The following is a 25,554-nucleotide window of genomic DNA, read 5'->3' on the forward strand; positions in this document are numbered from 1 at the left end:
CGGCTGTCGCGTTGTGAGGGCAAAAGCGCTAGGAAGAGTTCATGCAGGTCGCGCTTCGCCGCTTGATCATCGTCGGTGCCATCTCGCTCTTCGGCGGGACCGCCGGGGTCACGCTCGGCAATTTCGTGGCGCGGGGGCCCAAGCTCAGCGGCGCGGACGAACTGGCCAATTACAGCAGTCCGTTGATGGCGGACGCAGCGCCGACCCACGCCGTGGACCCCGATCCTGACATCGCCGCGCGCATCGCCGGGCCGAGCCATTACGACTGCACCGGATGCGACGCATCCCCCTATAACGATACTATCGGCGGGAATGTTGCCATCGCGTCGACCGCGCCGCTGCCGCCCTATCATGCGGAAGAGTCGCCCGCGCCCGCCGCGCGGCGCGAGGTGCCCGGCACCGCCGTGCGGCGAGGCGATCCGCCCGGTTCGGCAGAGCCCGCCGCCTTCCTCGCCAGCCCCGCAGGGCCACCGCCGATTGTTGCCCCGTCTGTCGCGGTTGCTCTGCCTCAAACGCCGCCGCGCAACGGCGGGCAATGAAGGACAGGCAAAAAAAAGGCCGCCCCGGGCGACCTCCTCGAATCCATCTCGGCCCGGCAGTTCCTATTCCGAATTGACGCTCCCGGTCTTCTTGCGCGCATTTGCCGCGAGGCGGCGACCCCAGGTCACGCCGGCCGCGGCAATGCCGAACAGCAGGAACATGGGCGGCGCGGGGACATCGTCCACGGAGGGGCCAACGGGTTCCTGATTCTTCTGCTGAGCATTTGTTTGCACGCCGGCATCGGCAGCCAGACTGGGGACGGACATCGTCAGCATCAGCGCACCCAGAGCGCCGCTGCCCAACCGAAAATTGCTCAAAATCGCCTCCCACAGCGCGACTCAGGACGGGACCACGAGCCGTTAACAATTTTCTAAGCATGATTTATTGCGGCACCGCAACAGCGCCGGGAGCCACTGTCCCGATATGGGGCAGGGCGGCAGGTCATTTGGCGCGTGCGGCGAGACGAGGCGGGCGCCGCGACGGGAAGCGAGCAGGACGAAGCCCCGAGGCCCGTCCCGCTCTATGTTGATGTCGCGCTTATTCCGCCGCAACCGTTTCCGTCTCGTCGGACAGCGGGTGGGCGAGGCGCGAGACCATCTCCTTCGGGCAAACCTGCCAGAAATGCTCAAGGCTGCGGTCCCAGCCGTGCAGGATCGCATTGGCCCATTTGCTGTCCGTGCGGGCGACATGCTCCTCGATCAGTGACTTGAGCACCTCTTCCCAATGGGCGCTGGCGAGGCGCTGCCACACGATGCTCTCGGGATTGGCGTGAGCAGCGAAGGTACGGCTCTCATCATAGACGAAAGCCATGCCGCCGGTCATGCCCGCGCCGAAATTGTTCCCGACCTTGCCGAGGATCACGGCGACACCGCCGGTCATATATTCGAGGCCATTGGCGCCGCAGCCTTCGACCACGACCTGTGCGCCCGAGTTGCGCACGGCGAAGCGCTCGCCGGCCTGGCCAGCCGCGAACAGTCGGCCCGAGGTCGCGCCGTAGAGGACGGTGTTGCCGACGATCGTATTGTCCTGGCTCGCCAGCGGACTCGAGACCATCGGGCGTACCGCGATGATGCCGCCCGACAGGCCCTTGCCGACATAGTCGTTGGCATCGCCGAACACTTCGAGCGTGATGCCCTTGCACAGGAAGGCGCCGAGCGATTGGCCAGCCGTGCCGCGCAGGCGGACATGGACATGGCCGTCGTTCAGCGTCGACATGCCGAACTTCTGCGTCACCATCGCCGAGAAGCGCGTGCCCACGGCGCGGTGCGTGTTGCGCACCGTGTAGGTCAGCTGCATCTTTTCGCCGCGCTCGAACACGGCCTTGGCGTCCGCGATCATCTGTGCATCGAGGCTGTCGGGCACTTCGTTGCGGTTGGTCGGGATGTTGAAGCGGCGCTTGTCGTCGTCCGCATCCACCTTGGCGAGGATCGGGTTCAAGTCGAGATCGTCGAGATGCTCGGCGCCGCGGCTCACCTGCTTGAGGAACTCGGTGCGGCCGATCACCTCGTCGAGGCTGCGGCAGCCGAGGCGCGCGAGCACCTCGCGCACTTCCTCGGCGATGAAGGTCATGAGGTTGATGACCTTCTCCGGCGTGCCGGTGAACTTGGCGCGCAGCCGCTCGTCCTGGACACAGACGCCGACCGGGCAGGTGTTCGAGTGGCACTGGCGCACCATGATGCAGCCCATCGCCACCAGCGACAGCGTACCGATGCCGAACTCCTCGGCGCCCAGGATCGCCGCGATGACGATGTCCCGCCCGGTCTTGAGGCCGCCGTCGGTGCGCAGCTTCACCTTGTGGCGCAGGCCGTTGAGGGTCAGCACCTGGTTGGTCTCGGAGAGGCCCATTTCCCAAGGCAGGCCTGCGAACTTGATGCTGGTCTGCGGCGAGGCGCCGGTGCCGCCGACATGGCCGGAGACGAGGATGACGTCTGCGTGGGCTTTCGCGACGCCGGCCGCGACCGTGCCGATACCCGACTGGCTGACCAGCTTCACGCAGACCCGGGCGCGCGGATTGATCTGCTTGAGGTCGTAGATCAGCTGCGCCAGATCCTCGATCGAATAGATGTCGTGGTGCGGCGGCGGCGAGATCAGGGTCACGCCGGGCGTCGAGTGACGCAGCTTGGCGATGAACTCGGTCACCTTGAAGCCGGGGAGCTGGCCGCCTTCGCCGGGCTTGGCGCCTTGCGCGACCTTGATCTCGACTTCCTCGCAGGCGCCGAGATATTCCGCGGTGACGCCGAAGCGGCCCGAGGCGATCTGCTTGATCGTCGAGTTGGCATTGTCGCCATTCTCATAGGGCTTGAAGCGCGCCGAATCCTCGCCGCCCTCGCCCGAGACGGCCTTGGCGCCGATCCGGTTCATGGCGATGGCCAGCGTCTCGTGCGCCTCGGGGGAGAGGGCGCCGAGCGACATGCCGGGCGTCACGAAGCGCTTGCGGATTTCGGTGATCGCCTCGACCTCGTCGATCGGCACGGCCTGATCCGGATACTGGAACTCCAGCAGATCGCGCAGATAGACCGGCGGCAACTCCGAGACGCCGCGCGAGAATTGCAGATAATGCGAGTAGCTGTCGGTCGCGACCGCAGTCTGCAGCAGGTGCATGAGCTGGGCCGAGTAAGCATGCGTGTCGCCGCCCGCACGCTGGCGGTAGAAGCCGCCGATCGGCAGGTTGACGACCGCCTTGCTGTAGGCATTCGTGTGCCGGACCAGAGCATTATACTGGAGCGAGGCATAGCCTTCGCCGGAGATCTTGGACGGCATGGACGGAAAGAGATCGTTGACGAGCGCGCGGGAGAGCCCGACCGCCTCGAAATTATAGCCGCCGCGATAGGAGGAAATGACGGCGATGCCCATCTTGCTCATGATCTTGAGCAGGCCCTCGCGGATCGCCGTGCGATAATTTTCGAGGCACTCGGTAAGCGAGCGATCACCCAGCAGGCCGCGCGCGTGGCGATCGGCGACGCAGGCCTCGGCCAGATAAGCATTCACCGTGGTCGCGCCCACGCCGATCAGCACCGCGAAATAGTGCGGATCGAGGCACTCGGCGGTGCGCACGTTGATCGAGCTGTAGGAGCGCAGCCCCTTGCGGACCAGATGCGTGTGGACGGCGGCGGCGGCCAGCACCATCGCGATGCCGACCCGGTCCGGGCCGATCGCCTCGTCCGACAGGAACAGCTCGGTCTGGCCGGCTCGCACGGCGATCTCCGCCTCGTCACGCAGGCGATTGATGGCGGCGCGCAGCGCATCGGGCGGTCCATCGACGGGGAAGGTGCAGTCGATCTCGGCGACGCTCTTGCCGAAATATTTCTTGAGGCGCGACCAGTCCTCGCAGAGCAGCACTGGGCTCTCCAGCACCAGCACGTCGCTGTTCTGCGATTCCTCCTCCAGGATGTTGGCGAGGTTCGAGAAGCGCGTCTTGAGGCTCATCACGTGGCGTTCCCGCAGCGAGTCGATCGGCGGGTTCGTGACCTGGCTGAAATTCTGCCGGAAGAAATGGCTGATCGTGCGCGGCTTGTCGGTGATGACCGCGAGCGGGGCGTCGTCGCCCATCGAGCCGATCGCTTCCTTGCCGTCCTCCGCCATGGGGCTGAGGATCAGCTCCATGTCCTCGAGCGTGAGGTTGGCGGCGATCTGGCGACGGGTGAGCTCGGCCTTGTCCCAGACCGGGCGGGCATTCTCGTCGGCCGGCGGCAGGTCGTCGGCGCAGCGGAAACCCTTCACATAGTCCTCGTAGGGACGCTCGGCGGCAATCCGGTCCTTGATCGCCCGATCATCGAACACCTTGCCGGCATCGAGGTCGACCGCAATCATCTGGCCCGGGCCGAGGCGACCCTTCTTGGTGACGCCGCTCTCGGGGACGACGACCATGCCGGTCTCCGAGCCGACGATCAGCAGATTGTCGGACGTGATCGTGTAGCGCAGCGGCCGCAGCGCGTTGCGGTCCATGCCCGCCACGGCCCAGCGGCCGTCGGTCATCGCCAGGGCGGCGGGGCCGTCCCACGGCTCCATCACCGAGGCGAGATAGTTATACATATGCTTGTGCGCTTCGGGCACGTCGTCATTGCCCTGATAGGCTTCGGGCACCAGCATGAGCTTGGCGGTCGGCGCATCGCGGCCGGCACGACAGAGCGTTTCGAACACGGCGTCGAGCGCGGCGGTGTCGGAGGCGCCGGCCGGGATCACCGGCTTGATGTCGCTCGACTGCTCGCCGAAGGCCAGCGCCGCCATCTTGATCTCGTGGCTCTTCATCCAGTTTTTATTGCCGCGGATCGTGTTGATCTCGCCGTTGTGGGCAAGCTGGCGGAAGGGCTGAGCGAGCCACCACTGCGGGAAGGTGTTGGTCGAGTAACGCTGGTGGAAGATCGCGACGCGGCTCTCGAAGCGCTCGTCGGTCAGGTCCGGATAGAAGACCGACAGGCTCTCGGCCAGAAAGAGCCCCTTGTAGATGATCGACTGGCAGGAGAGCGAGCAGATGTAGAAATCGTTGATCTGCGCCTCGACCACCTTCTTCTCGATCCGGCGACGCACGAGATAGAGGTCGCGCTCGAACTCGGCGACGGCCTGCTCCTCGGGCATTGGCCCGGCGATGAGGATCTGCTCGATCTCGGGGCGGGTGCGCTGCGCCTTCTCGCCGATCACGCTGACGTCGACCGGCACCTGGCGCCAGCCATAGATCTTGTAGCCAGCCTGGATGATCTCGGCCTCGACCAGCATGCGGCACATTTCCTGCGCATTGAGATCGGTACGCGGCAGGAAGATCATGCCGACCGCGAGGCGGTTCGGCATCGGTTTGTGGCCCGAGGCCGAGATGGCATCGTCGAAGAAGCGCACGGGCAGGTCGACATGGATGCCGGCGCCATCGCCGGTCTTGCCATCCGCATCGACGGCGCCGCGGTGCCACACGGCCTTGAGCGCATCGATCGCGCTGGCAACGACACGGCGCGAGGCCTTGCCATCGGTCGCGGCGACGAGGCCGACGCCGCAGGCGTCGCTCTCGAACTCGGGGCGGTACATGCCGACTTCGGCAATGCGGCGGCGTTCTGCTTCGGTGGTCATGGCTTCATCTTCTTCGGGTCGATGCCGAGCAGCTCGGCAAGGCGGTTGCGTTCAGCTTGCGACAGATCCTTGTAGGCCCTGGGCTTCGGCAGTTTTGCGAGCGCGTCGGCCGGTTCCTTCATGATTGTCGGCATGGCCGCGATCAATTTCGGCATCATGGCCTGGACGCGGCTGATGTAATGCGGATCGGCGGCGAGCTCCATGAAGCCGGAGCCGAACTTGCTGCCGGTGGGCGTACGCAGAAACGCGAGGATATTATCCAACTCCGCGGCGCTGTATCGTCCTGCAAAAGCCTCGGCCATGCCCTCGCGCATGTCCGGCTCGAACTGCGTCATGAAGTTGCCGATCGCCGGGAACATGCTGGTCGTCATGACGGCGATACGCTGGTGATAGGCCGGGTCGACGATCGCCATGATCTGGTCGATGGTCGCGGGCTTCATCGCTTCCGCCCCGGTCGGGTCAACGCCGCCAGCCTTCAGCAGGTCGCGGATCGGCATCTTGCCGACGGAGTCCATCATCGGCCCCATCATCTTCTGCATCATCGGCCCCATGATCTTCGCCATGGTGCCTTCCGGCAGGATCGCGGCGGCGATCGGCCGGGCTTTCTCCACCAGTGCGGGATCGAGCGGCGGGGCAGTTTCGATCGCTGCAGCGGCTGTTTGCTGCGCGTGAACCGGTACCGCCGGAACCAGGGCGCAGGCGAGCAGTGCCGCCGCGAGGACGCGCACCCGGCTCATGCCGCCACCCGCTGCTTGGCCGGTGTCTTGGCCTGGAGATAGGCCTGGATATGATCGGCCACGTCGCGCCCGTCGCGGATCGCCCAGACGACGAGGCTGGCGCCGCGCACGATGTCGCCGGCGGCGAACACGCCGTCGATGCTGGTCATCATGTTGCGGTGATCGACGCGCAGCGTGCCCCAGCGCGTGACGGCCAGGCTGGGCTCGCCGAACATGGTCGGCAATTCCTCGGGATCGAAGCCGAGTGCCTTGATGACCAGATCGGCCGGGATGCTCGCCTCACTGCCCGGATCGGGCTCGGGCGCGCGGCGGCCGGATGCGTCGGGCTGGCCCAGGCGCATACGGGTGATCTTGACGCCGGTGACGTGCTCGGTGCCTTCGAAGGCAATCGGCGCTGTGAGCCAGATGAACTCGACGCCTTCCTCCTCGGCATTCTGCACCTCGCGCTGCGAGCCGGGCATATTCTCCCGGTCGCGCCGATAAAGGCAGCGCACCGATTTCGCACCTTGGCGGATCGAGGTGCGCACGCAGTCCATCGCGGTGTCACCACCGCCGATGACGACGACATCCTTGCCGGTCGCGAGCAGCGAGCCGTCTTCATGCTCGGGGACGTCGTCGCCGAAGCTGGCCTTGTTGGAAGCAGTGAGGAAATCGAGCGCCTTGACCACGCCCTGCGTGCCGACGCCGGGCATCTTCATGTCGCGGGCCTTGTAGACACCCGTGGCGATCAGGATCGCGTCATGCTTCTCGCGCAGATCGGCGAGGCTGGCGTCGCGGCCGACTTCGAAGCCGAGATGGAACTGGATGCCCGCTTCCTCCAGCCGCTTGACGCGGCGCATGACGACATCTTTCTCCAGCTTGAAGCCGGGGATGCCATAGGTCAACAGGCCGCCCGCGCGGTCATAGCGATCATAGACATGGACCTCATGGCCAGCAGCGCGGAGATATTCCGCTGTCGTGAGGCCGCCGGGCCCCGCGCCGATGACACCGACAGAAAGGCCGGTCGCTTCGCCGACGAGGACGGGTTCGACCCAACCTTCCTTCCAGGCGGTGTCGGTGATGAACTTCTCGACCGAGCCGATGGTGACGGCGCCGTGGCCGGAAAACTCGATGACGCAATTGCCTTCGCACAGCCGGTCCTGCGGGCAGATGCGGCCACAGATCTCCGGCATGGTCGAGGTCATGTTGCTGAGCTCATACGCCTCGCGCAGGCGCCCTTCTGCCGTCAGCTTCAACCAGTCGGGAATATGGTTGTGCAGCGGGCAATGGACCGAGCAATAGGGCACGCCGCATTGCGAGCAGCGTGCGGCCTGATCTTCCGCGCCGGACGTAGCGAAGCCATGGGAGATTTCGGAAAAGTCCCTGGCGCGTTCCGTCACGGCGCGCTTGTCCGGGTAGGACTGCCCGCGAATGACGAATTTGAGCATCGGATTGTCGGCCATCACGCATTTCCCTTCTCGATGAGGGCTGCGCTAACGCCAAAAAACGGCAGAGTCACGCGATTCCTGCCAATTAGGTCAAGTATATTGTCCCAACCTGTTGCGAAATGCGCATCAAACTACGCGCTTGCAACATATGCATCGAGATTATCCGGCCGAAACGGACCTATCTCGCCAGAAGCCAGATCAGAGCGGCCGTGCCCGCAGCGATTCGGTACCAGGCGAAGGAAGCGAAACCACGGCGCGAGACCCAGCCGACGAACAGCTTGATCACGATGATGGCGACGACGAACGACACGACGAAACCGACGCCGACATCGGCCCAGTTGACGGCGCCGCTGGTCAGCTCGTGGCGGTTCTTGACCATCTCAAGCGTGGTCGCGCCCAGCATCGTGGGGATAGCGAGGAAGAAGGAAAACTCCGCTGCCGTCCGGCGATCGACGCCCATCGACAGCGCGCCCATGATCGTCGCGCCCGAGCGGCTGACGCCGGGGATCATCGCGAGGCACTGGATGAAACCGATGCCCAGCGCATGGCTGAAGGGGATGCGATCGACGGCGTGATATCGGAACGAGCTGAGCATCCGCTCGATGACGAGGATCGCGATGCCGCCGACGATGAGGGCGACCGCGACGATCTTCGGTGCGCCGAGCATTTCTTCGATCTTGCTGTGTAGCGCCAGACCGATGACGGCCGAGGGCAGGAAGGCGAGCAGCAGAATGCCGACGAAGCGCCAGCTGCCCCCGTCGCGCGCGAGCAGTCCGGTCGCGACATTCCAGAACGTCCGCCAGTAAAGCACGACCACGGCGAGGATCGCGCCGAGCTGGATGATGACGTTGAACGTCGCCCACTCCGCGGCATTATAGCCGAGCAGTTCGCTGGCGAGGATGAGATGGCCGGTCGAGGAGACGGGCAGGAACTCGGTCAGCCCCTCCACGATGCCCAGCAGGATGACGGTCAAGAGATGGCTGTCCATGGCGGATCATCCTGTATGGGGCTGGGGAGGCGCGCGTCCGGCGTCCCCGGAATCTCAGGCGCTGACGGTCGATCCGAAGCGGCCCTGTTTGCGATATTGCTCGAGCCAGGCCGGGGCGAGCGCCGCCATCGGGACCGGCCGGATACCGAAGCTGGCGATCCCCTTGGCATTGGCCGCCACGACATTGTCACCCATCAGCATGGCGAGCTGATCGCGCGTGACCGGCGCGCCGGGCGCCCAGCCGGTGAGCGTGGCGAGTGCCTTGGCGATGCCGTCCGGGATGGGCAGGAAGTGGCACGAGCGGCCGATCTGGCCGGCGATCCATGTCTGGATCTCGCCGAGCGTCAGCACGTCCGGGCCGCCCAACTCATAGGTTTCGCCGCCATATTTTCCGGGCTCGTCGATCGCGGTCGCGATGGCGCGCGCGACGTCGGCGACATGGATCGGTTGGAAACGCGTGCCGCCGCGGATGAGCGGAACGGTATGGATGAAGGGCACCGACGCGGCGGTCGCGATCAGCCCGGCGAAGCGGTTGGTAAACTGATCGTCGCGGCCAAAGATGATCGAGGGGCGCAGGATCGTCGCCTTGGGAAAGGCTGCGCGCACGGCCGCTTCGCCCTGCGCCTTGGTCTGGCCATAGGCAGACGGACTGGCGGGATCGGCACCGATCGCCGAAATCTGGACGAGCGCGTCGAGACCGGCATGGGCGGCGGCCTTGGCAATATTCGCCGCGCCGGTCACGTGCGCGGTCTTCATATCGCCGCGCAGCAGGCCGACGAGATTGACTGCGGCGCCTGCGCCGGCGAGCGCCGCCGCGACCTGGTCGGCATCGGCGATGTCGACCCTCGTCAGCTGCGTCTGGCCCATGCTGCCGAGCGAGCGGACCATGAAGGCCTGACGCGGCGCGCGCTGGGCGATCCGCACGCGATAGCCGCGCGAGAGCAGCTCCTGCGCGACCTGCCGGCCGACGAAGCCGCCACCGCCAAACACCACCACCGGCTTGTCCGTTGCGCTCATCGCCCTGCTTTCCGTCTGTGCCTACACCTGAAAACCCCTTGCATCAGGTGCGAGCGCAAGACAACTGGCCGCGTGGGGGTCCGTGCTATATTCCCGTCGTCAGGCTTTCGCGCCGTGCCGTGAGACGAAATCGAGGACGCTGGCATTGAAGGCTTCCGGCTGCTCCCAGTAGGACGCGTGGCCCGCTTCGCGCAGCACGCGCATTTCCCAGTTGGGGAAGCGGCTGGTGTAGAAGCGCATCAGCGCGGGCGAGGGCCCCATGTCCGTGTCGCCGGTTTGCAGCATGATCGGCAGTGTCATGGCCGCGAAGGTCCTCCAGTTGCGCTCGGCGCCCCAGGGTTGACTGGTGAACCAACCGCCGGGATGCGCGATATGCTCCAGCGCCTGCCAAGCGGCGAGACCTTCCGGATCGCCCGCGCGATAGGAGGCGCCGACTTCGGCGAACTCGACCGGCACGTTGGTCGGCGCGCCCGTGTTTGCCGGCCCACGGCCGAGATTGGCCATGAATTTATCATACTCCGGTTCGGTGGGCAGCAGGATGCTGCCCGAGACAAGGACGGAATGTAGCCGCTCGGGGTGGGCGATAGCATAGGCGATGGTCGTGCAGCCGCCAGCCGCGCAGCCGACGATGTGGAACTTGTCGACCTTGAGATAGTCCATCAGCTTGTGAAGATCCTCGGCGGAGGAGCCGGGATTCTCGGCGGGGCCTTTCTCGGTCTTGTAGAAGCCGCGCGCCGACCAGCCGATGACGCGATAGCCGCGCTTCGCGAAGAAGGGCTGCTGATATTTCCAGCACTCGCTGGACTGCGACCAGGGATGGCAGAAGACGATCGCCTCTCCGTCGCCGCCGGTGTCCCAATGCCAGATCTTGACTGGCGAGGTGTCGGCATAGCCTTCCTTCGCGGGAACTTGCGCGGGAACGGGGATGGGTTCCCAGACCTTGACCGGGCCGGTGACGATTGCGGGCGTCGGCGAGCGGGAGGTGAGGGGGACATACGTAGGACCGGGCGCCGGGTTCGACGCGGGTGGAAGCGAGGTGCCGCCGCGATGACGGCGCAGGAAATCCAGCAGCACGGCATTGAATGCGTCCGGCTGCTCCCAATAGGCCGCGGTGCTGCATTCCTGGATGACGGCCAGCTCGCGATTGGGCAGATGCTGGGCGATCAGCCGGTTTTGAGAAGCGCTCGAATAATGGTCGCAATCGCCGGTCAGCAGCATGACGGGCGTCTTGAGGCCGCTGACGCGCGCCCAATTGAGCGGCTGCGCGCCGGCGGGTTGGGCCGGCCCCGTACCGGCGGGATGCGCGGCGGCGGCGCCCTCGGCCCAGCTTTTTGTCCCGGTCGGATTGCCGCCGCGATAGGAAGCGCCGATCTCCGCGAAGGAAGGGGCTGTGTTGTGGTTCGCGGGCAACCGGGTGCGACTGTCCATGTCGCGATAATCATCCTCAGCGACGCCCAGACGTCCCCCGGACAGGAGGAGTGAGCGCGCGCGGGCAGGATGCTCCAGCGCGAAGTGGACGGCGACAGCGGCGCCTTCGGCCGAACCGACGAGATGACATGCATCGACCTTGAGCAAATCGAGCAACCTGGCGAGGTCGGCGGAGCCGGTGCCCGGATTGCCCTGCGGTCTGCGCTCGCTGCGGAAGGTGCCGCGCCGGGACCAGCCGATGACGCGATACCCGGCCTTGGCGAGCACAGGCTGCTGATATTTCCAGCATTCGCTGCTCTGCGCGTCGGAATGATTGAGGACGACGACCTCGCCCTTGCCGCCGGTATCCCAGAACCACAGCCTGGCGGGGCCGATGTTGACGAGGCCTTCCTTCGCAGCGGCCTGGGCCGGAATGGCGATATTTGTCCACGCGTCGGGCATAATCTCTCCCTTCATCTCTTCTTGGCGATCGCGGTGATTTTCCGCCGTCGATCCATTCGCCGCTGCGGGCAGTTTCTTGTCAGTCCGGCCGAGGGCTCTTTCCGTCGGACCTGCAGCCGGATTTTCTCCAGATATTTTCGGCGCGATCGGCCTCTATCCCGAATGGCCGTTTCGGCGACACCATGCCTTGAGTTGCAAGGGCCGCTTAGCCGGATCGGCAACTTTCACTGCCTTTGATAATAATCGCCAATTTACAGTATCTTGCTTTAATTATTGCGAAGCTGGCCGAGCTCGCTCTGTTCTCCCCCCACTCTCCGCCGATCTATGATGCGCGGCGCTCGGAGAATCCGCCCACCGAAAATGACGCGGGGAGCAGGGGGCGGCAAGCGCCGCTTCCGCACGTTGGTCCGCTATCGAGAAATTCGTTTTCTACCGTCCTGCAGCATCGAAAAATGGCTGATTTCTGCGGCGCAGCATCGATTTTGCCTTGTGGCTGTCACATCACGCTCCTATGTGCGCCGCCAAGCGCAGTCGAGAACGCTTGGCAGGTGGGTTCGGGTTCGAAAGCCCGGATACCTGACGTCAGGAAGCATCAACGGCCAATATAAAATGCGTTCACAGGAGTAATCATATGAAGATCGTTGCAACCGCTCTTGTTGCGGTCAGCCTGCTCGCCGGGTCCACCGGTGCTTTCGCCAAGGAGCGCCAGGGCGTTCAGTTCCGTGTCTCGACCGAGGGCGTGAATTTCGCCGATCCCAAGAGCGTCGCCAAGTTCCGCGCGCGCGTCAACGAGCAGATCGACGCCGCCTGCAATCCCAAGGACGAACTGATGACCGGCCGTGGCCCGGACCTGCAGTGCCGCAAGTCGCTGGGCTACTCGGCCGACACGCGCATCGCGGTGCTGAGCGGCAACGCGACCTCGCAAATGGCGATCGTCGAGTAAGCACCTCATCACGCAAGCAAACGGCGCGTCGCTCCACCAGAGAGCGGCGCGCCGTTTGCGTTTGAGCGGCTATTCGGCCGGCTGCGCCAGACCGCCACCCTCGCGGCCGCCGCGTGCGGCGACAAGGTCGCGCAGCTTGCGGGCGACGAACTGCGGTGATTGGGTGCCGCGCGCAAGGCGGCGATAGAGGATCGGCACGACGAACAGGGTGATCGCGGTCGCGATACTGACGCCGAACACGATGACCCAGCCGATCGACGAGCGGGCCGCCGCGCCCGCGCCATGGCTCAGCGCCAGCGGCACGGCGCCCGCGACGGTCGCGATCGAGGTCATCAGGATCGGGCGCAGGCGGCGGGCGGCCGCCTCGCGGATCGCCTCCTTGATGTCCTTGCCCGCATCGCGCAACTGGTTGGCATATTCGACGATCAGGATGCCGTTCTTCACGGCGAGGCCAACCAGCATGATGATGCCGATCTGGCTGAAGAGATTGATCGTCGTGCCCGTGAGGAAGAGCCCGATGATGCCGCCCGCGACGCCCATAGGCACGGCCGAGATGATCACGGCGGGGTGGACGAAGCTCTCGAACTGCGCGGCGAGCAACAGGTAGATGACGATCACGGTGAGGCCGAAGGCGAACCAGATCGAGCTGCCGGTCTGCTTGAACTGCTGGCTCTCGCCCTTGTAGCCGACCGCAAGCACCTCGGGCGACTGGGCGGCCTCCTGCTCCAGGAAGGCCAGCGCCTTGCTCAGCGAATAGCCGGGGGCGAGGCCGCCATTGAGCGTGATCGACCGCATCTTGTTGAACCGCCCCAGCTCGCGCGCGGTGGCCGCCTGGCGAGCGGTGACGAGATTGGATAGCGGCACCAGCGCGCCGCTCGCCGACCGCACATAAACCTTGGCGAGACCGGCTTCGTCGTCGCGGTTGAAGGCCTCGGCCTGCAGCACGACATAATATTCCTCGCCGTCGCGCACATAGGTTGAGACGCGGCGCGAGCCCATCATCGTCTGCAGCGCCTGGCTGACATCATCGACCGAGATGCCGAGATCGCCGGCGCGCTGGCGGTCCACCTCGATGACGAGCTGCGGCTTGTTCTCGACATAGTCGGCATCGAGATTGAGGATGCCGGGATTGTCACGCGCGGCGTCCAGGATTCGGTCGCGGGCGCGGGCGAGGTCCTGATAGCTGTTGCCGGCGATCACGAAGCTGAGTGGCTGGCCGCTGCGCGACATGCGATTGTTGACGACGGCATTGCCGCGCACGGTCGGCAGGTCGGCGAGCTTTCGATTGATGATGCGGGCGATGTCCTGCGTCGTCTCCTTGCGCTCGTCCCAGTGGCGCAGGAAGATGGCGATCTGGCCGCTGTTGAAATCCTCGCTCTCGCCGCCATTGTTGGGAATACGTGCGTTCATGCCGCGCACCGCGCCCTTGCCGACCATCGGCTGCACGACCGCCTCGACCTGGCGGGCATAATCGTCCGCCTGCTTGAAGCTCACGCCCTCGGGCGCATTGAAGCGAATCTGCGCGGTGCCGGCATCCTCGGCGGGGGCGAGTTCGGCATCGATATGGCGGAACATGATGCTTGCCGATCCGAGCAACAGCGCCACCGCGATAATGACCGGCAGCGGGCGGCGCAGCACCTTGTCGAGTGCGTATCGATAGCCGGTCTCCGTGCGGTTCATCAACCGGTCGACGCGCGTGGTCAGCCAGCCGCGCTCGGCATGTCTGAGGAATTTGGAGCACATCATCGGCGTGAGGGTCAGTGCGAGCAGTCCGGAGACGCTGAGCGCCGCGATCATCGCGACGGCCAGCTCGCGGAAGAGCAGGCCGGTCTGGCCGGAGAGGAACATGACCGGCACGAACACGGCGCAGACCACGAGCGTCGTTGCCATCACCGCGAAGCCGACCTGCCGTGTGCCGGCGAAGGCGGCGTAGAGCGGCTCCTCGCCCTGCTCAATGCGGTGATAGACATTCTCCAGCACGACGATGGCGTCGTCGACCACCAGCCCGATCGCGAGGACGAGTGCGAGCAGGGTCAGGAGGTTGATCGAATAGCCGGCGATCCACAGCACCGCGAAGGTGGTGAGCAGGCAGATCGGCACGGTGATCATCGGCACGATCGTCGCCCGCACGCTGCCCAGGAAGAGGAAGACCACGATCGTCACCAGCAGCGCCGCCTCAATCAGCGTCTCCCACACGCCCTTGATCGCCTGGTCGATGAAGAGGGTGCTGTCGTTGCCCAGTTCCACCCTCACGCCCGGCGGGAAGGTCCTGGCCATCTCGGCCATCACCTTCTTGGCCTCCTCGGCGACGGCGAGCGTGTTTGCGCCGGACTGACGCACGATGCCCAGGCCGACGCCGGTCTGGCCATTGTAGCGGAACATCGAATAGGGATTTTCCGGCCCTTCCTCGATCCGCGCAATGTCGCCGAGGCGGACCTGATAGCCGTCCGCGCCGCGGCCGATGACGAGGCTCTTGAAATCGTCGGGCGTGGTGAAACCACGCTGCACGCGCAGGGACAGGTTCTGCGAGCGCGCCTCAATGCGGCCGGCCGGCAGCTCGACATTCTGGCGGCGCAGCGCATTCTCCACGTCGCGCGGCGTCAGGCGCAGCGCGGCAAGGCGATCGGCATCCAGCCAGACGCGCATCGACGGCTTGGCGAGGCCCATGGACTGGATCTGCGCGACGCCGTCGATCGTCGAGAGGCGATCGATGACGACGCGGGTGACAAAATCGCCAAGCTTGGTCTTGTCCCAGCCCGGCGCCATGATCGCGAAGAAGATGATCGGCTGGGCGTCGCCGTCGACCTTGCGCACTTCGGGCGGCAGGGCATCGATCGGGCGATCGGCCGCCCCCGCCGCCACGCGATCGCGCACGTCGTTGGCGGCGGAGTCGACGTCGCGCCCGGCGCGGAACTCGATGTTGATGTAGGAGCCGCCGTCGCGCGAGCTAGAGCTGATCGACTCGATGCCCGCGATGCCGGCGAGGCGCTGTTCCAGCGGCTGGGTGATCCGGCTCTCGATGACGGCGGCGTTGGCGCCGGTGTAGCGCGTTTCGACCGAGACGACAGGCGGATCGGTGTCGGGATATTCGCGCACCGACAGGCTGAAGAAGCCGACAAGGCCGATGATGGTCAGCAGCAGCGCCATCACCGTCGCGACGACCGGACGACGGACCGACAGGTCCGAGATCATCATGGCGCGGCGCCGGCCGGTCCGCCTCCGCCTTCTGCGCCGCGCTTGCCTTTGCCCCTGCCGCCGGGGCCTTTCCCATCCTCGCCCGCGAGGCGGACGGTGCGGCCGTTGGAGACTTTCACGACGCCCTCGGAGACGACGAGGGCGCTCGTTGGCAGTCCGCTCACCTCGATAAAGCCATTGTCGCGCAGGCCGGTGGTGATGTCGGTGCGCTTGACCTTGCGCTCCTCGTCGACGGTATAGACGTAGCGCGTGTCGCCTTCGCTCAGCACGGCCATTTCCGGCAGGGCAGGGGCGCTGCGCGTATGCGTCTCGATGCGCACGGTGAGCAGCATGCCGGGCTTGATGCGATTGCCCGGATTGGGCAGCGTGGCGCGGACCATGACGGCGCGGCTCTGCGGATCGATGACCGGATCGATCACCGCGATCTGTCCCTCGATCGGCTGATCGGGGAAGGCGGAAGCATAGGCGCGGATCGGCAGGCCCGGGCGCAGGCGCGCGAGCTGGGTCTCGGGCACGGTGAAATCGAGCTTGATGCGCGAAATGTCGCTGACCGTGACGAGCGGCGTGCCGCTGGTGACAATGGCGCCGGCCGAGATGTTGCGCAGCGAGAGATAGCCGGCGAAGGGTGCGCGGATCATGCGATCGCCGATCTGCGCGCGGACGCTCTCCTCGCTCGCCCGCGCTTCGCTCAGGGCCGCGCGCTGCTGGTCGAGCAGGGCGCGGGTCGCGAACCCCTGCTGGTTCAGGCTGTTGATGCGATCGAGCTGGGAGGAGGCTTCCGCCGCGCTTGCCTTGGCGCCGGCCAGCGCCGCCTGCTCCTGCGCGTTGGAGAGTATGGCGAGGAGCTGGCCGCGCCGCACATACATGCCGTCGTCGAACAGCAGCTTGTCGATCCGCTCGGTGACGTTGGCGGCGAGCGTCACCTGCTCGTTGGCGCGCGCGGTGCCGACGGCCTGGATTTCGTCGCGGAACAGGTGCGCCGTCGGCTGGACGGCGGTGACAAGCGGGGGCGGTCGCTTCTGCTCCTCGCCCTTGCTCTCCGCGCAACCGGTGAGCATGATCAGGAGCGGCAACAACGAGGCGCCGTTCCGGCCAATCCAATGCTCGCGGCTGCCGGCAGCCGAGCGCTCCCGGTGTCTGTGCGTCACGTCTTCACCACTCTGTTTCCGAAACCCGTTGGTTGCCTGAGTCTACCTCAAGCGGCGAGCGCTGTCTTGTGCAACCGCTCGATCGCGTCGAGCGAGGACAGCAGTGCGCCCTCCATCCAGCAGCCGTAATAAGAGGCATGCTCGCCGGCGAGGACGATGCGGCCATCCATGGCGACGAGATTCTGGTAATGCTGCGCGCGGGAGGCTTCCGTCCAGCTGCCGCAGCAACCGAGGATCCAGGGCTGGCGGCTCCAGGCGAGGGAGACGCCGTTCATAAATTCTTTGCGATATTCCGCCGGGTGGAAGACCGACCCCTGTGCCAGCGCCGCCTCGATCCGCTGTTCGGGCGTCATGCCCGCGAGCTGGTAGCCGCCCGCGCCGTTCGCGAAAGCGCCGAGCAGCACGGCCGGCTTGTCCTTGAAGAAATCGAAGTTCGGATAGGAGATCAGGGCGATCGCCTGATCGGTGAAGCTGTGGCCGCCATAGATGGAGTATTTCTCCTCCCAGAAGCGGCTGCGCATCTCCAGGCCGATCTTGACTTGCCCACTGTAAGGCACGGCCTTGATCGCCGCCTTCATCGGCGCGCCGACCTGGATGTCGATCTGGTTGAGGACGGGCAACGGGATGGTGCAGACGCAATAGTCGGCCTTGGCTTCGCTGACCTTGCCGGTCTTGACGTCCTCCCACATCACCGAGACGCCGGCATCGCCCTGTGCGATCTTGGTCACCTTGGCATTGTAGGTGATGAGGCCGGCGAGTTGCTTGGCGAAGGCCTTGCCGATCATGTCCATGCCGCCCTTGGGCTGGAACATCGTCGTCTGCATCACATAGTTGAAATAGAAGCCCATCTGCGTCCAGACCTTGGAATCGAGCAGGTCGCTGAGGCTGTTGATCTTGGAGGGCGTGGGCTCGCCATTGACGCCGCCGCCGGGCGCGCGGTCATAGCCGCGCTGGCTGGAGACATGGACGTTGCTGGCATATTTGAGGTCGCCGTCGAGCAGGCCCCAGTCGCGTAGCGCATCGATCAGGCGGGCCTTGTCCTCGGCGGTAACCTGCTGGTCGAGCGCGCCGGCATTGAGCGACTTGGAGAGCAGCTCGGAGACATGGCCTTTGAAGTCGGTCGCCAGCTCCTTGTAGCGCTGCGGCTTGCCGCCGAAAGCCTTGGTCTGGTGGACGAAGGCATTGTGGTTCATCTGGATGAAGGGCTCCAGCTCCACGCCGAACGCCTTGCAATAATGCAGCAGAGTGCGGTGATGATGCGGGATGCGCCAGGGGCCGGGGTTGAGGTAATTGCCCGGCTGGAATTCGCAGGTCTGCGTCGCGCCGCCCACCTCGACGATCTTGTCGCCGCCGCGGATCGAGTAGTTCCGCCCGCCGGGGCGCGCCTGATATTCGAGGATCTGGACGGCATAGCCGGCCTTGCGCAGCTCGTAGGCGGCAAGCATGCCGGCCAGGCCCGCACCCAGCACGAGCACCTTGCTGCCCTTCCTGGCGCCGGAGAGCGCGGGCGGGCCGGTGAACTGGGTTTCCGCGGCGTGGCCGAGCGCGGTCATCGCCTGATACATGGCGATCGCGCCGCCGGCCTTGCCGATCATCGTGAGGAGTTCGCGCCGCGACGGGCCGGCTTCTTCGATCATTGGTCTTCCCCCTTGGTCTGGTGCGGCGCCGTCCCCGAACGGCGTCAGCACGTGGCGCAATCGCGAGGCGAGGCCTTGGCGCCGCCAGCGATGCGCTGGACGTCGGCCTCGGTGACGGGCTCGGAATAGCTGTTGAAATGGCTGCGGACGTAAGTTGCGACCGCGGCGATCTGCTTGGGCGTCAGCATGTCGTTGAACCAGGGCATGCCGCCCCGGCCCTTGAGCAGGATGTCGACCATGAAATCCTTGTCGGCGAGATGGGTGTTGCCGGCGAGGGCGGGGATGCCGCTGCCGCCTTTCGCGTCCGCCAGGTGGCAGGCCTGGCAGATGGTCTCGAACACTTCCTTGCCTTCGCCGCCGACCTTCACGCTGGACGGGCCGCCACCGGCCGTGTCCTGGGCCCGGCCGCCGACGGTCCAGGCGCAGAGAATCGCGGCGAGCGGCAGCGCGATGGCCGACGCCCTGCGCATGCGACGGCGCGTCATCTGGCGGTGACTGCGGATCACGGCATCTTCGCTGCGACGGCCTCGATCTCGATCAGCACCGGCGGGCGACCGAGCGCGGCGACCTGGACGGTCGAGCGGGCGGGCTTGTTGGGCTGTTCGGCGGTGCCGAAGAAGGTGCGGAACACCTCGTTCATCGACGCGGCGTCCATCTTGCCCGTCTCGGGCGTGCCGACCATGAAGATGGTCATCTTGACGATGTCGCCCATCGACATGCCCATGCCCTCGAGCTGGGCCTTGATCTTGGTGAGGATGCTGAGCGTCTGCGTCTTGGTGTCGCCGAGCTCGTCCGGCTTGGCCGGGTCGATCGGGGAGGCGGTCTGGCCGGAGAGATAGACGACATTCGCTGCCGCCGGGACGGAGACCGAGGCGGCGATCGGCGCGTTCGCGTTCGGCCCCATCTTGTGCTCGATCATCGGCTTGGGCACAGCTTTGGTGGCGGCCGATGCTGGGCCGGCAACGAAGGCGGCGGCTGGCAGAAGGGCCGTCATCAGGGCGATCGTCATCCTCTTCATCGTCATCTTCCTTCTTCCGATTTCTGTGCAGGCAGGCGCGTCGGTCCGGTCGGGCGCCGCGGCACCCGGCAGGCGGTCATCTGCAGCGAAAGGCGCGGTTACGGCCCGCAGGTCGGTCATCATCGTGAGAGTCCTCTTTTTTCGCGAAAGGACTTCGCGAAGCTACTCTCCTGCAGGTGCTTCATGTTGTCCGCGCGTCGATCGCTCACCCTTGCCGACGCTTCGGCGGTCAGGTGATCAGGCGCCCCGGATTCGGACATACGCATTTTGTCGTATGGCAAGGTCAGGGGGTGGTCCCTAGCCACGGAATTCTATGAAAAGATCGGCTCGCACCCTCCCGCTCGTCACCTCCCTCATGCTCGCAGGCGCTGCGCTGCTGGCATGCGCCGCACCGGCCCAGGCGGATGTCGTGCGGCTGAAGAGCAATCCCAGCGCCCTGATCCTCGACGGTGTGCGAGTGAGCGACGACAATGAGATCTTCTTCCTCTCGGGCCAGCTGCCTTCGCCGGTCGACCCCAAGAAGCCGATGTCCGAAGTCAAGACCATCGAGGATATGGGCGACAGCAAGGCGCAGACGATCAGCGCGCTCACCAAGATCAAGGCGCTGCTCGAAGGGCAGGGCTACAAGATGTCCGACGTGGTCAAGATGACCCTGTTCGTTGCGGCCGATCCGCGCACCGGCAAGATGGATTTCGCGGGCGTCAACGAGGGCTTCAAGATGTTCTTCGGTACGCCCGAGAATCCCAATACGGTGGCGCGCTCGACCTTCCAGGTCGCGGCCTTGGTCGGCCCGCTCTACCTGATCGAGATCGAGGCGACGGCGGTCAAGAAGAAGGCCGGGCCGACGGCAGCGGTGGACGAGCAGGAAGCCGCGCCCGAGGCAGCCGCGGCCGACGGCGCGGCGACGGAAAAGGCCGCGACCTTCCATCGCCGCCAGCGCTACCCCGCCGAGCTGCGCAAGAAGTCCATCCTAGTCTGAGGGCCACTCCCATTCGCAATTCGAGCGCTCCTGCGAAGGCAGGAGCCCAGGGCGGTAACTGGCCGGGCGCGCGCCCTAGGTTCAGCCCTTGGTAGGATTGAATGTCGGCAGCGGGTGGCTCCTCCGCTCACTACCTTCGTCATTCCCGCGAACGCGGGAATCCAGTCGACGGCGCGGATCGAAATCCACGTTGTGAGGTCAGTGCGATGTAACAGCTGGATTCCCGCGTTCGCGGGAGTGACCAAGGGGCGGAGCCTCAGTCCCGCAAACCGGACACCATGAGGCGCCTCTACTGCCCCAGCATCCGGATCGCGACGGCCGCCGCCGCTGAGCGCGTCTCGACGCCGATCTTGTCGAATATGCGCTCGAGATGCTTGGTCACCGTGCGCGGGCTGATCTCCAGCACGTCGCTGATCACGCGGTTGGGCTTGCCGTAGCTCACCCAGAGCAGCACCTCGGCCTCGCGATGAGTCAGGGGCAGCCTGTCCTGCAGGCGCAGCAGATCCTGTTCGGGATTGATCTCGCTCAGGCGAATGAGCACCTCGTCCTCGCGATAATGGGCGACGACAACGAGTTCCAGTTCACCGCGTCCCACCACCTGCTTGACGCGCACCGTTCCCCCGGCTGACTCGTCCCGGGTCAGCAGCCGCTCGATCTGGCTGCGCAACTCCTGCGGAAGGCTGTCCTCCCCGCGACGCCAGCCCGGCGCGACGCGGGCGATCGCCTGCTCGGCCCGCGGCGTGCACCAGAGCAGGCGACCCTTGGCATCGGTGGCGAGGATGAGCCGGTCCGTTGCGTCGAGGCTGGTGATGCTCGCATGGACGGCGCGGCCCTGCGCCATGTGGACGCGGACGCGCGCCAGCAATTCCGAGAGATCGACGGGCTTGCGCACATAATCGACACCGCCCACCTCGAACGCTTCGACGACATGCTCGCTTTCGGTGAGGCCGGTCATGAAGATGACCGGGATGCTGGCGGTCGCGGGACGCGCCTTGATCTTCTGCGTGGTCTCGAAGCCGTCCATGCCGGGCATGACCGCATCCATCAGGATGAGATCGGGCATGATATTGTTGAGCAGTTCGAGCGCGGCTTCCCCCGAAGTGGCGACCAAAACGGACATTTCCGCGCGCTCCAGCACCGCGGTCAGCATGCGCAGCGCGTCCGGTTCGTCGTCGACCACAAGAACCGTATCTGAATGCCCTGGGGCTTGCATCATGTCAGCTTTCCTTGAGCAGCTTGGCCATGCCGGCGAGGTCATAGCGGTCCAGGCAATCATAGAGCCTGCCGACGAGAGCCTCCGCATGGGGTGCGGCTTCTTCCAATTGGCGAATTTCGGCTTCGATCCCGCGCACATAGCCGATGCGCAGAAATTCCTTGAGGTGAACGAGATGCTCGCGGGCGCTCGCGTCGAGTGTTTCGCAGTCGGGCGCGGACGGCGCCGTGTCGGCGCCCGGCTCGGCATCCGCGTCCCAGCGCCAGGTCAGCCCGAGCAAATCGCCGATCGTCTCGACCAGATGCGCGAACTCGACCGGCTTGACCAGGAATCGGTCATGGCCCGGCGTCGGGAAATCAGGGCGATGCAATTCCTCGCTGTTGGCCGACAGCATCAGGATCTTGAGCGTCTCGCTGCCGCGTGCGCGCAGGCCCTGCGCCACTTCCCAGCCCGAGATGCCGGGCATGCTGATGTCGAGAATGGCGAGATCGGGCGCCGCATGTTCGGCGGCCAGCGCAGCCTCGCCATTGGGATGGGCATGCACATCGAAGCCCAGGGTGCGCAGCAGCCGCTCCAGCCACTGGCGCTGGTCGGCGTCGTCCTCGCACAGCACTATGCTGCGCTGGCGGCCTTCATAGCCGACCGCGCGACGGGCCGGCGCAGACGTCGTCACCTTGCCGGCAATCTCGCTCAGCATCATGGTGATGCGGAAACAGGCGCCAGCGCCGAGATCGCTCTCCAGCTCCAGCCGGCCGCCCAATATCTCGACGATCGTGCGCGCGATGGCGAGGCCGAGGCCGGCGCCCGGCTTGACCCGCGCGCCCTCGGCCTGCGTCCCCTGCTCGAACCGCTCGAAGATGCGCTCATGATCCTCGGGCGCGATGCCGGGGCCGGTGTCGCGCACCTCGAACGTGGCGATCTGCCCGGAATAGCTGGTGCGCAGCGTCACCGAGCCGCTGTCGGTGAACTTGATCGCGTTGGAGAGCAGGTTGATCAGCACCTGGCGGAAGCGGCTCTGATCCAGCCGGACATATTCGGGCACGCGCTCGGAAGGCTCGTAGATGAAGTCGAGCCCCTTGGCGGCGGCTGCCGGGCGCATCATCGCCACGACCTGGTCGATGAAGGTCGGCAGACGCACTTCCTCGCTGCGCACGCGCAGCACGCCGAACTCAAGCTGCGAGATGTCGAGCAACCCCTCCACCAGATTGGTGAGATGCTCGGAGCAGCGCAGGATGACGCGGGCGGCCTCCTGGGCATTGGCGCCGTCGCCGCGCTCGAAGAGCTGCGCATAACCGTAGATCGCGTTGAGCGGCGAGCGGATCTCGTGGCTGACGCTGGCGAGATAGCGGCTCTTAGCGAGATTGGCTGCCTCGGCTGCCTGCTTGGCGCGGCTGAGTTCGGCAAGGCCGTCCCAGCCGGTGAGCGTCTCATGCATCTGGCGGATGCCGAACAGCAGCACGGCGCCAAGCGCGGTGAGATCGATGATGGCCAGCGCCTCGAGGATCGCGTCATAGCCATCAGTGGCAGCATGGAGGATGATGAAGAGGCCGGCCAGGCCAGTGGCGGCGAGGGCGAAGGCGAGGGTCCGTTTCATGCCTGGCCTGATGCCCGTTCCCTCATGAGGGAGCCGATCCGCTGGCAGGCCCTCCGCAAGGGGTGGCTGGACGTCGGCCTGCGCGGTGGACAGCCGGGACATCAGCATCCAGCCATGCCTCGCCGCAGCGCGTCGCGGGGCACTGCCCAAGCTTTTGCCGACACTCTTCCGTGAAGCACGCCCCTGATGCCTTCCCGACAAGCGACCGAGGCGGAAACCGCCTCTCAAGATAGGAATGTTGCATTGCAAAAATCCAAACTCAAGCGTTGCACGCGAGTCCATGCTCACGCCGGCTTGTTTTGAGGGATTTCCGTCCGACTGTTGCTCTTATGCTGCAGTGCGGGAGCTTTCCGCCCGTGGCTGTGCCCTATTTTGTTCTGGGCACAGCCTTGGCGGAAAGGGAGGGAGCCTTGGGCTCAAGCATGATTCGCGCCAGCGTGGGGCCACCCTCGGGCAGGGGCTTCGCTCCGGCGGGCAGGCCATTGGCTTTCAGAAGATACGCGACGATCTGGGCGGTTTCGGCGGGTTTGAGCGATCCGGGCGCAAATTGCGGCATGGCGCGGGCGAGATAGTCGTAAAGATCGGCAACGGGTGCCTTGCTCCAGTTCGCGATGAACCTGTCCTGCAGGCTCGGCGTTTCATACGTGCCTTCGCGCATCTTGCCGTGGCACATCGCACAGCGCGTCGCGTAAAGCTGGGCACCGGCAGCAGCCTGATCCTCGGTGAAGACACCCTGACGTGTGGTTATGGGAGCGGGGGAGGCCGCGCCGATTGCGATGGCGGTGGCCGCGAGGGCGATAACGGAGAGGGCGCGCGCCATCGCTCAGGCTCCGCCCACGGGTGGCGCGAACACCGGCGCGATGAGCTTGAGGCCGGCCTGGATGTCCGCCGGGTTCGGCAACTCCATGCTGTTGCCGACGCCGAACATGTCGCCCAGATCCTCGGGGATCGAATTATTGTTCATGACGCACACGCCGTCGGCTTTCGACATCAGCATGACGTTCTTGTAGCGGACGGCATAATGGGAGTCCGGTTGGGGAACGAGCCAGCCGGTCTGGCCGCGCACCGGAATGATCGTCTTGTCTTGCCACAGGTCGCGCGCGGCATAGCCGGTGCAGTTGATCACCACCTTTTCCTTGAGCTTGGCGTAATCGGCCGGGCCGTGGAAATCGCGCATGACGAACTGGCCGCCGCGCCCGAAGAACTCGGTGAGCAGCATGTGGCCGTAGCTCGCGAAGTTGAAATACATGTGCGAGGTGCGGCTCGCATAAGCGGCGTTGAACGGATTTTCCTCGGGTGGCAGCAGCGAGGATTGCGGGACGATGTCCTTGATGCGGTCGTCGAGATGGGCGAATTCCGTCTCCTGGAACGGGATGCCCCTAGTCGCATAGCTGTCGGTGATGGCCGGATTGGGTTCGCGCACGCGACGCTGCGGCGGCGTATCCGAAAGGCCGTAATTGTCCTGGAACTCGACCGGATTGCCGGGCAGGCCAATGCAGGTGCGGAACGCCTTCCAGGAGAAGCGCGCCATCCGTTCCCACAGATCGCCGAACTCGGGCCCGGCCGGCTCGGTCAGCGCGACGCGCGAACTCGGCGTGAACGAGCCGCTCGCGCGGAAGGAACGGGTGCGCTGGATCATGTCGCGCGCATAGATGGTCACCTTGAGACCATATTGCTGCGCGAGCACGGCCGTGGTGAGGCCGACGATCCCACAGCCGACCACCGCGATCTCCTTGGGCAGCACGCTCAGCGCCTTGCCGAGCGCGACATCTGCCGAGCCCCAGCTCAGCGACCAGCCGCTGCCGCCATGGCCGTAATTATGGACGACCAGCGTGTCGCCGATCATCTGCGTGCCGAGATTGGGGCCGGCGGCGCGGAAGGGGCGGATGCAGCATTTGACGTCGATGAGCTGGTCGGGCGTGACGCGCAACGGCACCAGCGCGACTTTCCGGCCGGGGAGGGGCATGGGTGGCGGCGCGGTTACCTCGGCGATCTTGGCGGCCGACGCATAGCTCTGCATGCCGGCGAAGGCCGCGGCGCCAAGCGATCCCTTGAGCAGGGCGCGCCGCTCGAGCGCAGAAAGTCCGAATTGGCTACGACCCGCCATATTACCCCCGTTTTCTTGCGTTGTAGGGCACGGCCCGCGTGCAGCAATTGCCCAATATGCGTATTGGCGGGCGCAGACTCGGTGCGG

At 65.6% G+C, this 25,554-nt stretch carries 19 protein-coding genes; 3 read left to right on the forward strand and 16 right to left on the reverse strand.

Annotated features, from left to right (window positions below; translation table 11 throughout):
- The first annotated feature begins 41 nt into the window (after positions 1-41).
- Positions 42-539 carry a hypothetical protein gene (locus KK488_RS11650; RefSeq protein WP_214623697.1) on the forward strand — a complete coding sequence of 166 codons (498 nt, stop codon included), beginning with the start codon at positions 42-44 and terminating at the stop codon, positions 537-539.
- 63 nt (positions 540-602) lie between these two features.
- On the opposite strand, the gene KK488_RS11655 is transcribed toward KK488_RS11650, so the two are convergent.
- From KK488_RS11655 to KK488_RS11685, 7 genes are all read right to left on the reverse strand, one after another.
- Positions 603-857, reverse strand: coding sequence for a hypothetical protein (locus KK488_RS11655; protein ID WP_214623699.1), 255 nt, complete (start codon positions 855-857; stop codon positions 603-605).
- Positions 858-1,077: 220 nt separating this feature from the next.
- Entirely contained in the window at positions 1,078-5,595 is a 4,518-nt protein-coding gene (gene gltB / locus KK488_RS11660) for a glutamate synthase large subunit (protein WP_214623701.1), read from the reverse strand.
- Positions 5,592-6,332 carry a DUF2059 domain-containing protein gene (locus tag KK488_RS11665; RefSeq protein ID WP_214623703.1) on the reverse strand — a complete coding sequence of 247 codons (741 nt, stop codon included), beginning with the start codon at positions 6,330-6,332 and terminating at the stop codon, positions 5,592-5,594. Before KK488_RS11665 ends, gltB begins: the two co-directional genes overlap by 4 nt.
- Positions 6,329-7,774 carry an NAD(P)-dependent oxidoreductase gene (locus KK488_RS11670; RefSeq protein ID WP_214623704.1) on the reverse strand — a complete coding sequence of 482 codons (1,446 nt, stop codon included), beginning with the start codon at positions 7,772-7,774 and terminating at the stop codon, positions 6,329-6,331. The genes KK488_RS11665 and KK488_RS11670 overlap by 4 nt, the downstream gene beginning before the upstream one ends.
- 163 nt (positions 7,775-7,937) lie before the next feature.
- Positions 7,938-8,747, reverse strand: a complete 810-nt coding sequence (locus KK488_RS11675) for an undecaprenyl-diphosphate phosphatase (protein ID WP_214623706.1) — start codon at positions 8,745-8,747, stop codon at positions 7,938-7,940.
- Between the two features lie 54 nt (positions 8,748-8,801).
- Entirely contained in the window at positions 8,802-9,764 is a 963-nt protein-coding gene (locus KK488_RS11680; RefSeq protein WP_214623708.1) for a complex I NDUFA9 subunit family protein, read from the reverse strand.
- Between the two features lie 99 nt (positions 9,765-9,863).
- Positions 9,864-11,633 (reverse strand): alpha/beta fold hydrolase, encoded by a 1,770-nt coding sequence (locus KK488_RS11685; protein ID WP_214623710.1) that lies wholly within the window; start codon positions 11,631-11,633, stop codon positions 9,864-9,866.
- 631 nt (positions 11,634-12,264) lie between these two features.
- Here KK488_RS11685 and KK488_RS11690 point away from each other — a divergent pair.
- Positions 12,265-12,576 carry a UrcA family protein gene (locus KK488_RS11690; protein WP_214623712.1) on the forward strand — a complete coding sequence of 104 codons (312 nt, stop codon included), beginning with the start codon at positions 12,265-12,267 and terminating at the stop codon, positions 12,574-12,576.
- Positions 12,577-12,645: 69 nt separating this feature from the next.
- On the opposite strand, the gene KK488_RS11695 is transcribed toward KK488_RS11690, so the two are convergent.
- From KK488_RS11695 to KK488_RS11715, 5 genes are read right to left on the reverse strand one after another with little or no spacing between them, the layout of a single operon-like run.
- Positions 12,646-15,771: an efflux RND transporter permease subunit gene (locus KK488_RS11695; protein WP_214623714.1), complete on the reverse strand. Its 3,126-nt coding sequence runs from the start codon at positions 15,769-15,771 to the stop codon at positions 12,646-12,648.
- On the reverse strand, positions 15,768-16,919 hold the full coding sequence (locus KK488_RS11700; RefSeq protein WP_349356881.1) for an efflux RND transporter periplasmic adaptor subunit: 1,152 nt from the start codon (positions 16,917-16,919) through the stop codon (positions 15,768-15,770). Before KK488_RS11700 ends, KK488_RS11695 begins: the two co-directional genes overlap by 4 nt.
- A gap of 47 nt (positions 16,920-16,966) precedes the next feature.
- Entirely contained in the window at positions 16,967-18,556 is a 1,590-nt protein-coding gene (locus tag KK488_RS11705) for a flavin monoamine oxidase family protein (RefSeq protein ID WP_214623715.1), read from the reverse strand.
- A 44-nt stretch (positions 18,557-18,600) separates the two neighbouring features.
- Positions 18,601-19,041, reverse strand: a complete 441-nt coding sequence (locus tag KK488_RS11710) for a c-type cytochrome (RefSeq protein ID WP_214623717.1) — start codon at positions 19,039-19,041, stop codon at positions 18,601-18,603.
- Positions 19,042-19,058: 17 nt separating this feature from the next.
- Complete coding sequence (locus KK488_RS11715) at positions 19,059-19,574, reverse strand: Rid family hydrolase (protein ID WP_250890315.1); 516 nt, start codon at positions 19,572-19,574, stop codon at positions 19,059-19,061.
- A 313-nt stretch (positions 19,575-19,887) separates the two neighbouring features.
- Here KK488_RS11715 and KK488_RS11720 point away from each other — a divergent pair, with 313 nt between their 5' ends.
- The gene (locus tag KK488_RS11720) at positions 19,888-20,553 is read left to right on the forward strand and encodes a RidA family protein (protein ID WP_214623719.1); all 666 of its coding nucleotides are present in this window, start codon (positions 19,888-19,890) and stop codon (positions 20,551-20,553) included.
- 289 nt (positions 20,554-20,842) lie between these two features.
- Here KK488_RS11720 and KK488_RS11725 read toward each other — a convergent pair whose 3' ends face one another.
- The 4 genes from KK488_RS11725 to KK488_RS11740 form a co-directional block, all read right to left on the reverse strand.
- Complete coding sequence (locus KK488_RS11725; protein ID WP_214623720.1) at positions 20,843-21,769, reverse strand: DNA-binding response regulator; 927 nt, start codon at positions 21,767-21,769, stop codon at positions 20,843-20,845.
- A 1-nt stretch (position 21,770) separates the two neighbouring features.
- Positions 21,771-23,360, reverse strand: coding sequence for an ATP-binding response regulator (locus KK488_RS11730; protein WP_214623722.1), 1,590 nt, complete (start codon positions 23,358-23,360; stop codon positions 21,771-21,773).
- Positions 23,361-23,727: 367 nt separating this feature from the next.
- Positions 23,728-24,180, reverse strand: coding sequence for a c-type cytochrome (locus KK488_RS11735; protein ID WP_214623724.1), 453 nt, complete (start codon positions 24,178-24,180; stop codon positions 23,728-23,730).
- A 3-nt stretch (positions 24,181-24,183) separates the two neighbouring features.
- The gene (locus tag KK488_RS11740; RefSeq protein ID WP_214623726.1) at positions 24,184-25,467 is read right to left on the reverse strand and encodes an FAD-dependent oxidoreductase; all 1,284 of its coding nucleotides are present in this window, start codon (positions 25,465-25,467) and stop codon (positions 24,184-24,186) included.
- Positions 25,468-25,554: the final 87 nt, after the last annotated feature.

Origin of the sequence: Sphingobium nicotianae (assembly GCF_018603885.1) — a bacterium.
In the GTDB taxonomy this organism is placed as follows: domain Bacteria; phylum Pseudomonadota; class Alphaproteobacteria; order Sphingomonadales; family Sphingomonadaceae; genus Sphingobium; species Sphingobium nicotianae.

What these genes read in the sequence shown, in the direction of transcription:
- KK488_RS11685 (WP_214623710.1), bottom strand. Translation starts at nt 11,633, where the DNA reads ATGCCCGACGCGTGGACAAATATCGCCATTCCGGCCCAGGCCGCTGCG.
- KK488_RS11680 (WP_214623708.1), bottom strand. Translation starts at nt 9,764, where the DNA reads ATGAGCGCAACGGACAAGCCGGTGGTGGTGTTTGGCGGTGGCGGCTTC.
- KK488_RS11740 (WP_214623726.1), bottom strand. Translation starts at nt 25,467, where the DNA reads ATGGCGGGTCGTAGCCAATTCGGACTTTCTGCGCTCGAGCGGCGCGCC.
- KK488_RS11695 (WP_214623714.1), bottom strand. Translation starts at nt 15,771, where the DNA reads ATGATGATCTCGGACCTGTCGGTCCGTCGTCCGGTCGTCGCGACGGTG.
- KK488_RS11650 (WP_214623697.1), top strand. Translation starts at nt 42, where the DNA reads ATGCAGGTCGCGCTTCGCCGCTTGATCATCGTCGGTGCCATCTCGCTC.
- KK488_RS11670 (WP_214623704.1), bottom strand. Translation starts at nt 7,774, where the DNA reads ATGGCCGACAATCCGATGCTCAAATTCGTCATTCGCGGGCAGTCCTAC.
- KK488_RS11735 (WP_214623724.1), bottom strand. Translation starts at nt 24,180, where the DNA reads ATGGCGCGCGCCCTCTCCGTTATCGCCCTCGCGGCCACCGCCATCGCA.
- KK488_RS11710 (WP_214623717.1), bottom strand. Translation starts at nt 19,041, where the DNA reads ATGACGCGCCGTCGCATGCGCAGGGCGTCGGCCATCGCGCTGCCGCTC.
- KK488_RS11730 (WP_214623722.1), bottom strand. Translation starts at nt 23,360, where the DNA reads ATGAAACGGACCCTCGCCTTCGCCCTCGCCGCCACTGGCCTGGCCGGC.
- KK488_RS11675 (WP_214623706.1), bottom strand. Translation starts at nt 8,747, where the DNA reads ATGGACAGCCATCTCTTGACCGTCATCCTGCTGGGCATCGTGGAGGGG.
- KK488_RS11690 (WP_214623712.1), top strand. Translation starts at nt 12,265, where the DNA reads ATGAAGATCGTTGCAACCGCTCTTGTTGCGGTCAGCCTGCTCGCCGGG.
- KK488_RS11720 (WP_214623719.1), top strand. Translation starts at nt 19,888, where the DNA reads ATGAAAAGATCGGCTCGCACCCTCCCGCTCGTCACCTCCCTCATGCTC.
- gltB (WP_214623701.1), bottom strand. Translation starts at nt 5,595, where the DNA reads ATGACCACCGAAGCAGAACGCCGCCGCATTGCCGAAGTCGGCATGTAC.
- KK488_RS11665 (WP_214623703.1), bottom strand. Translation starts at nt 6,332, where the DNA reads ATGAGCCGGGTGCGCGTCCTCGCGGCGGCACTGCTCGCCTGCGCCCTG.
- KK488_RS11715 (WP_250890315.1), bottom strand. Translation starts at nt 19,574, where the DNA reads ATGAAGAGGATGACGATCGCCCTGATGACGGCCCTTCTGCCAGCCGCC.
- KK488_RS11705 (WP_214623715.1), bottom strand. Translation starts at nt 18,556, where the DNA reads ATGATCGAAGAAGCCGGCCCGTCGCGGCGCGAACTCCTCACGATGATC.
- KK488_RS11725 (WP_214623720.1), bottom strand. Translation starts at nt 21,769, where the DNA reads ATGATGCAAGCCCCAGGGCATTCAGATACGGTTCTTGTGGTCGACGAC.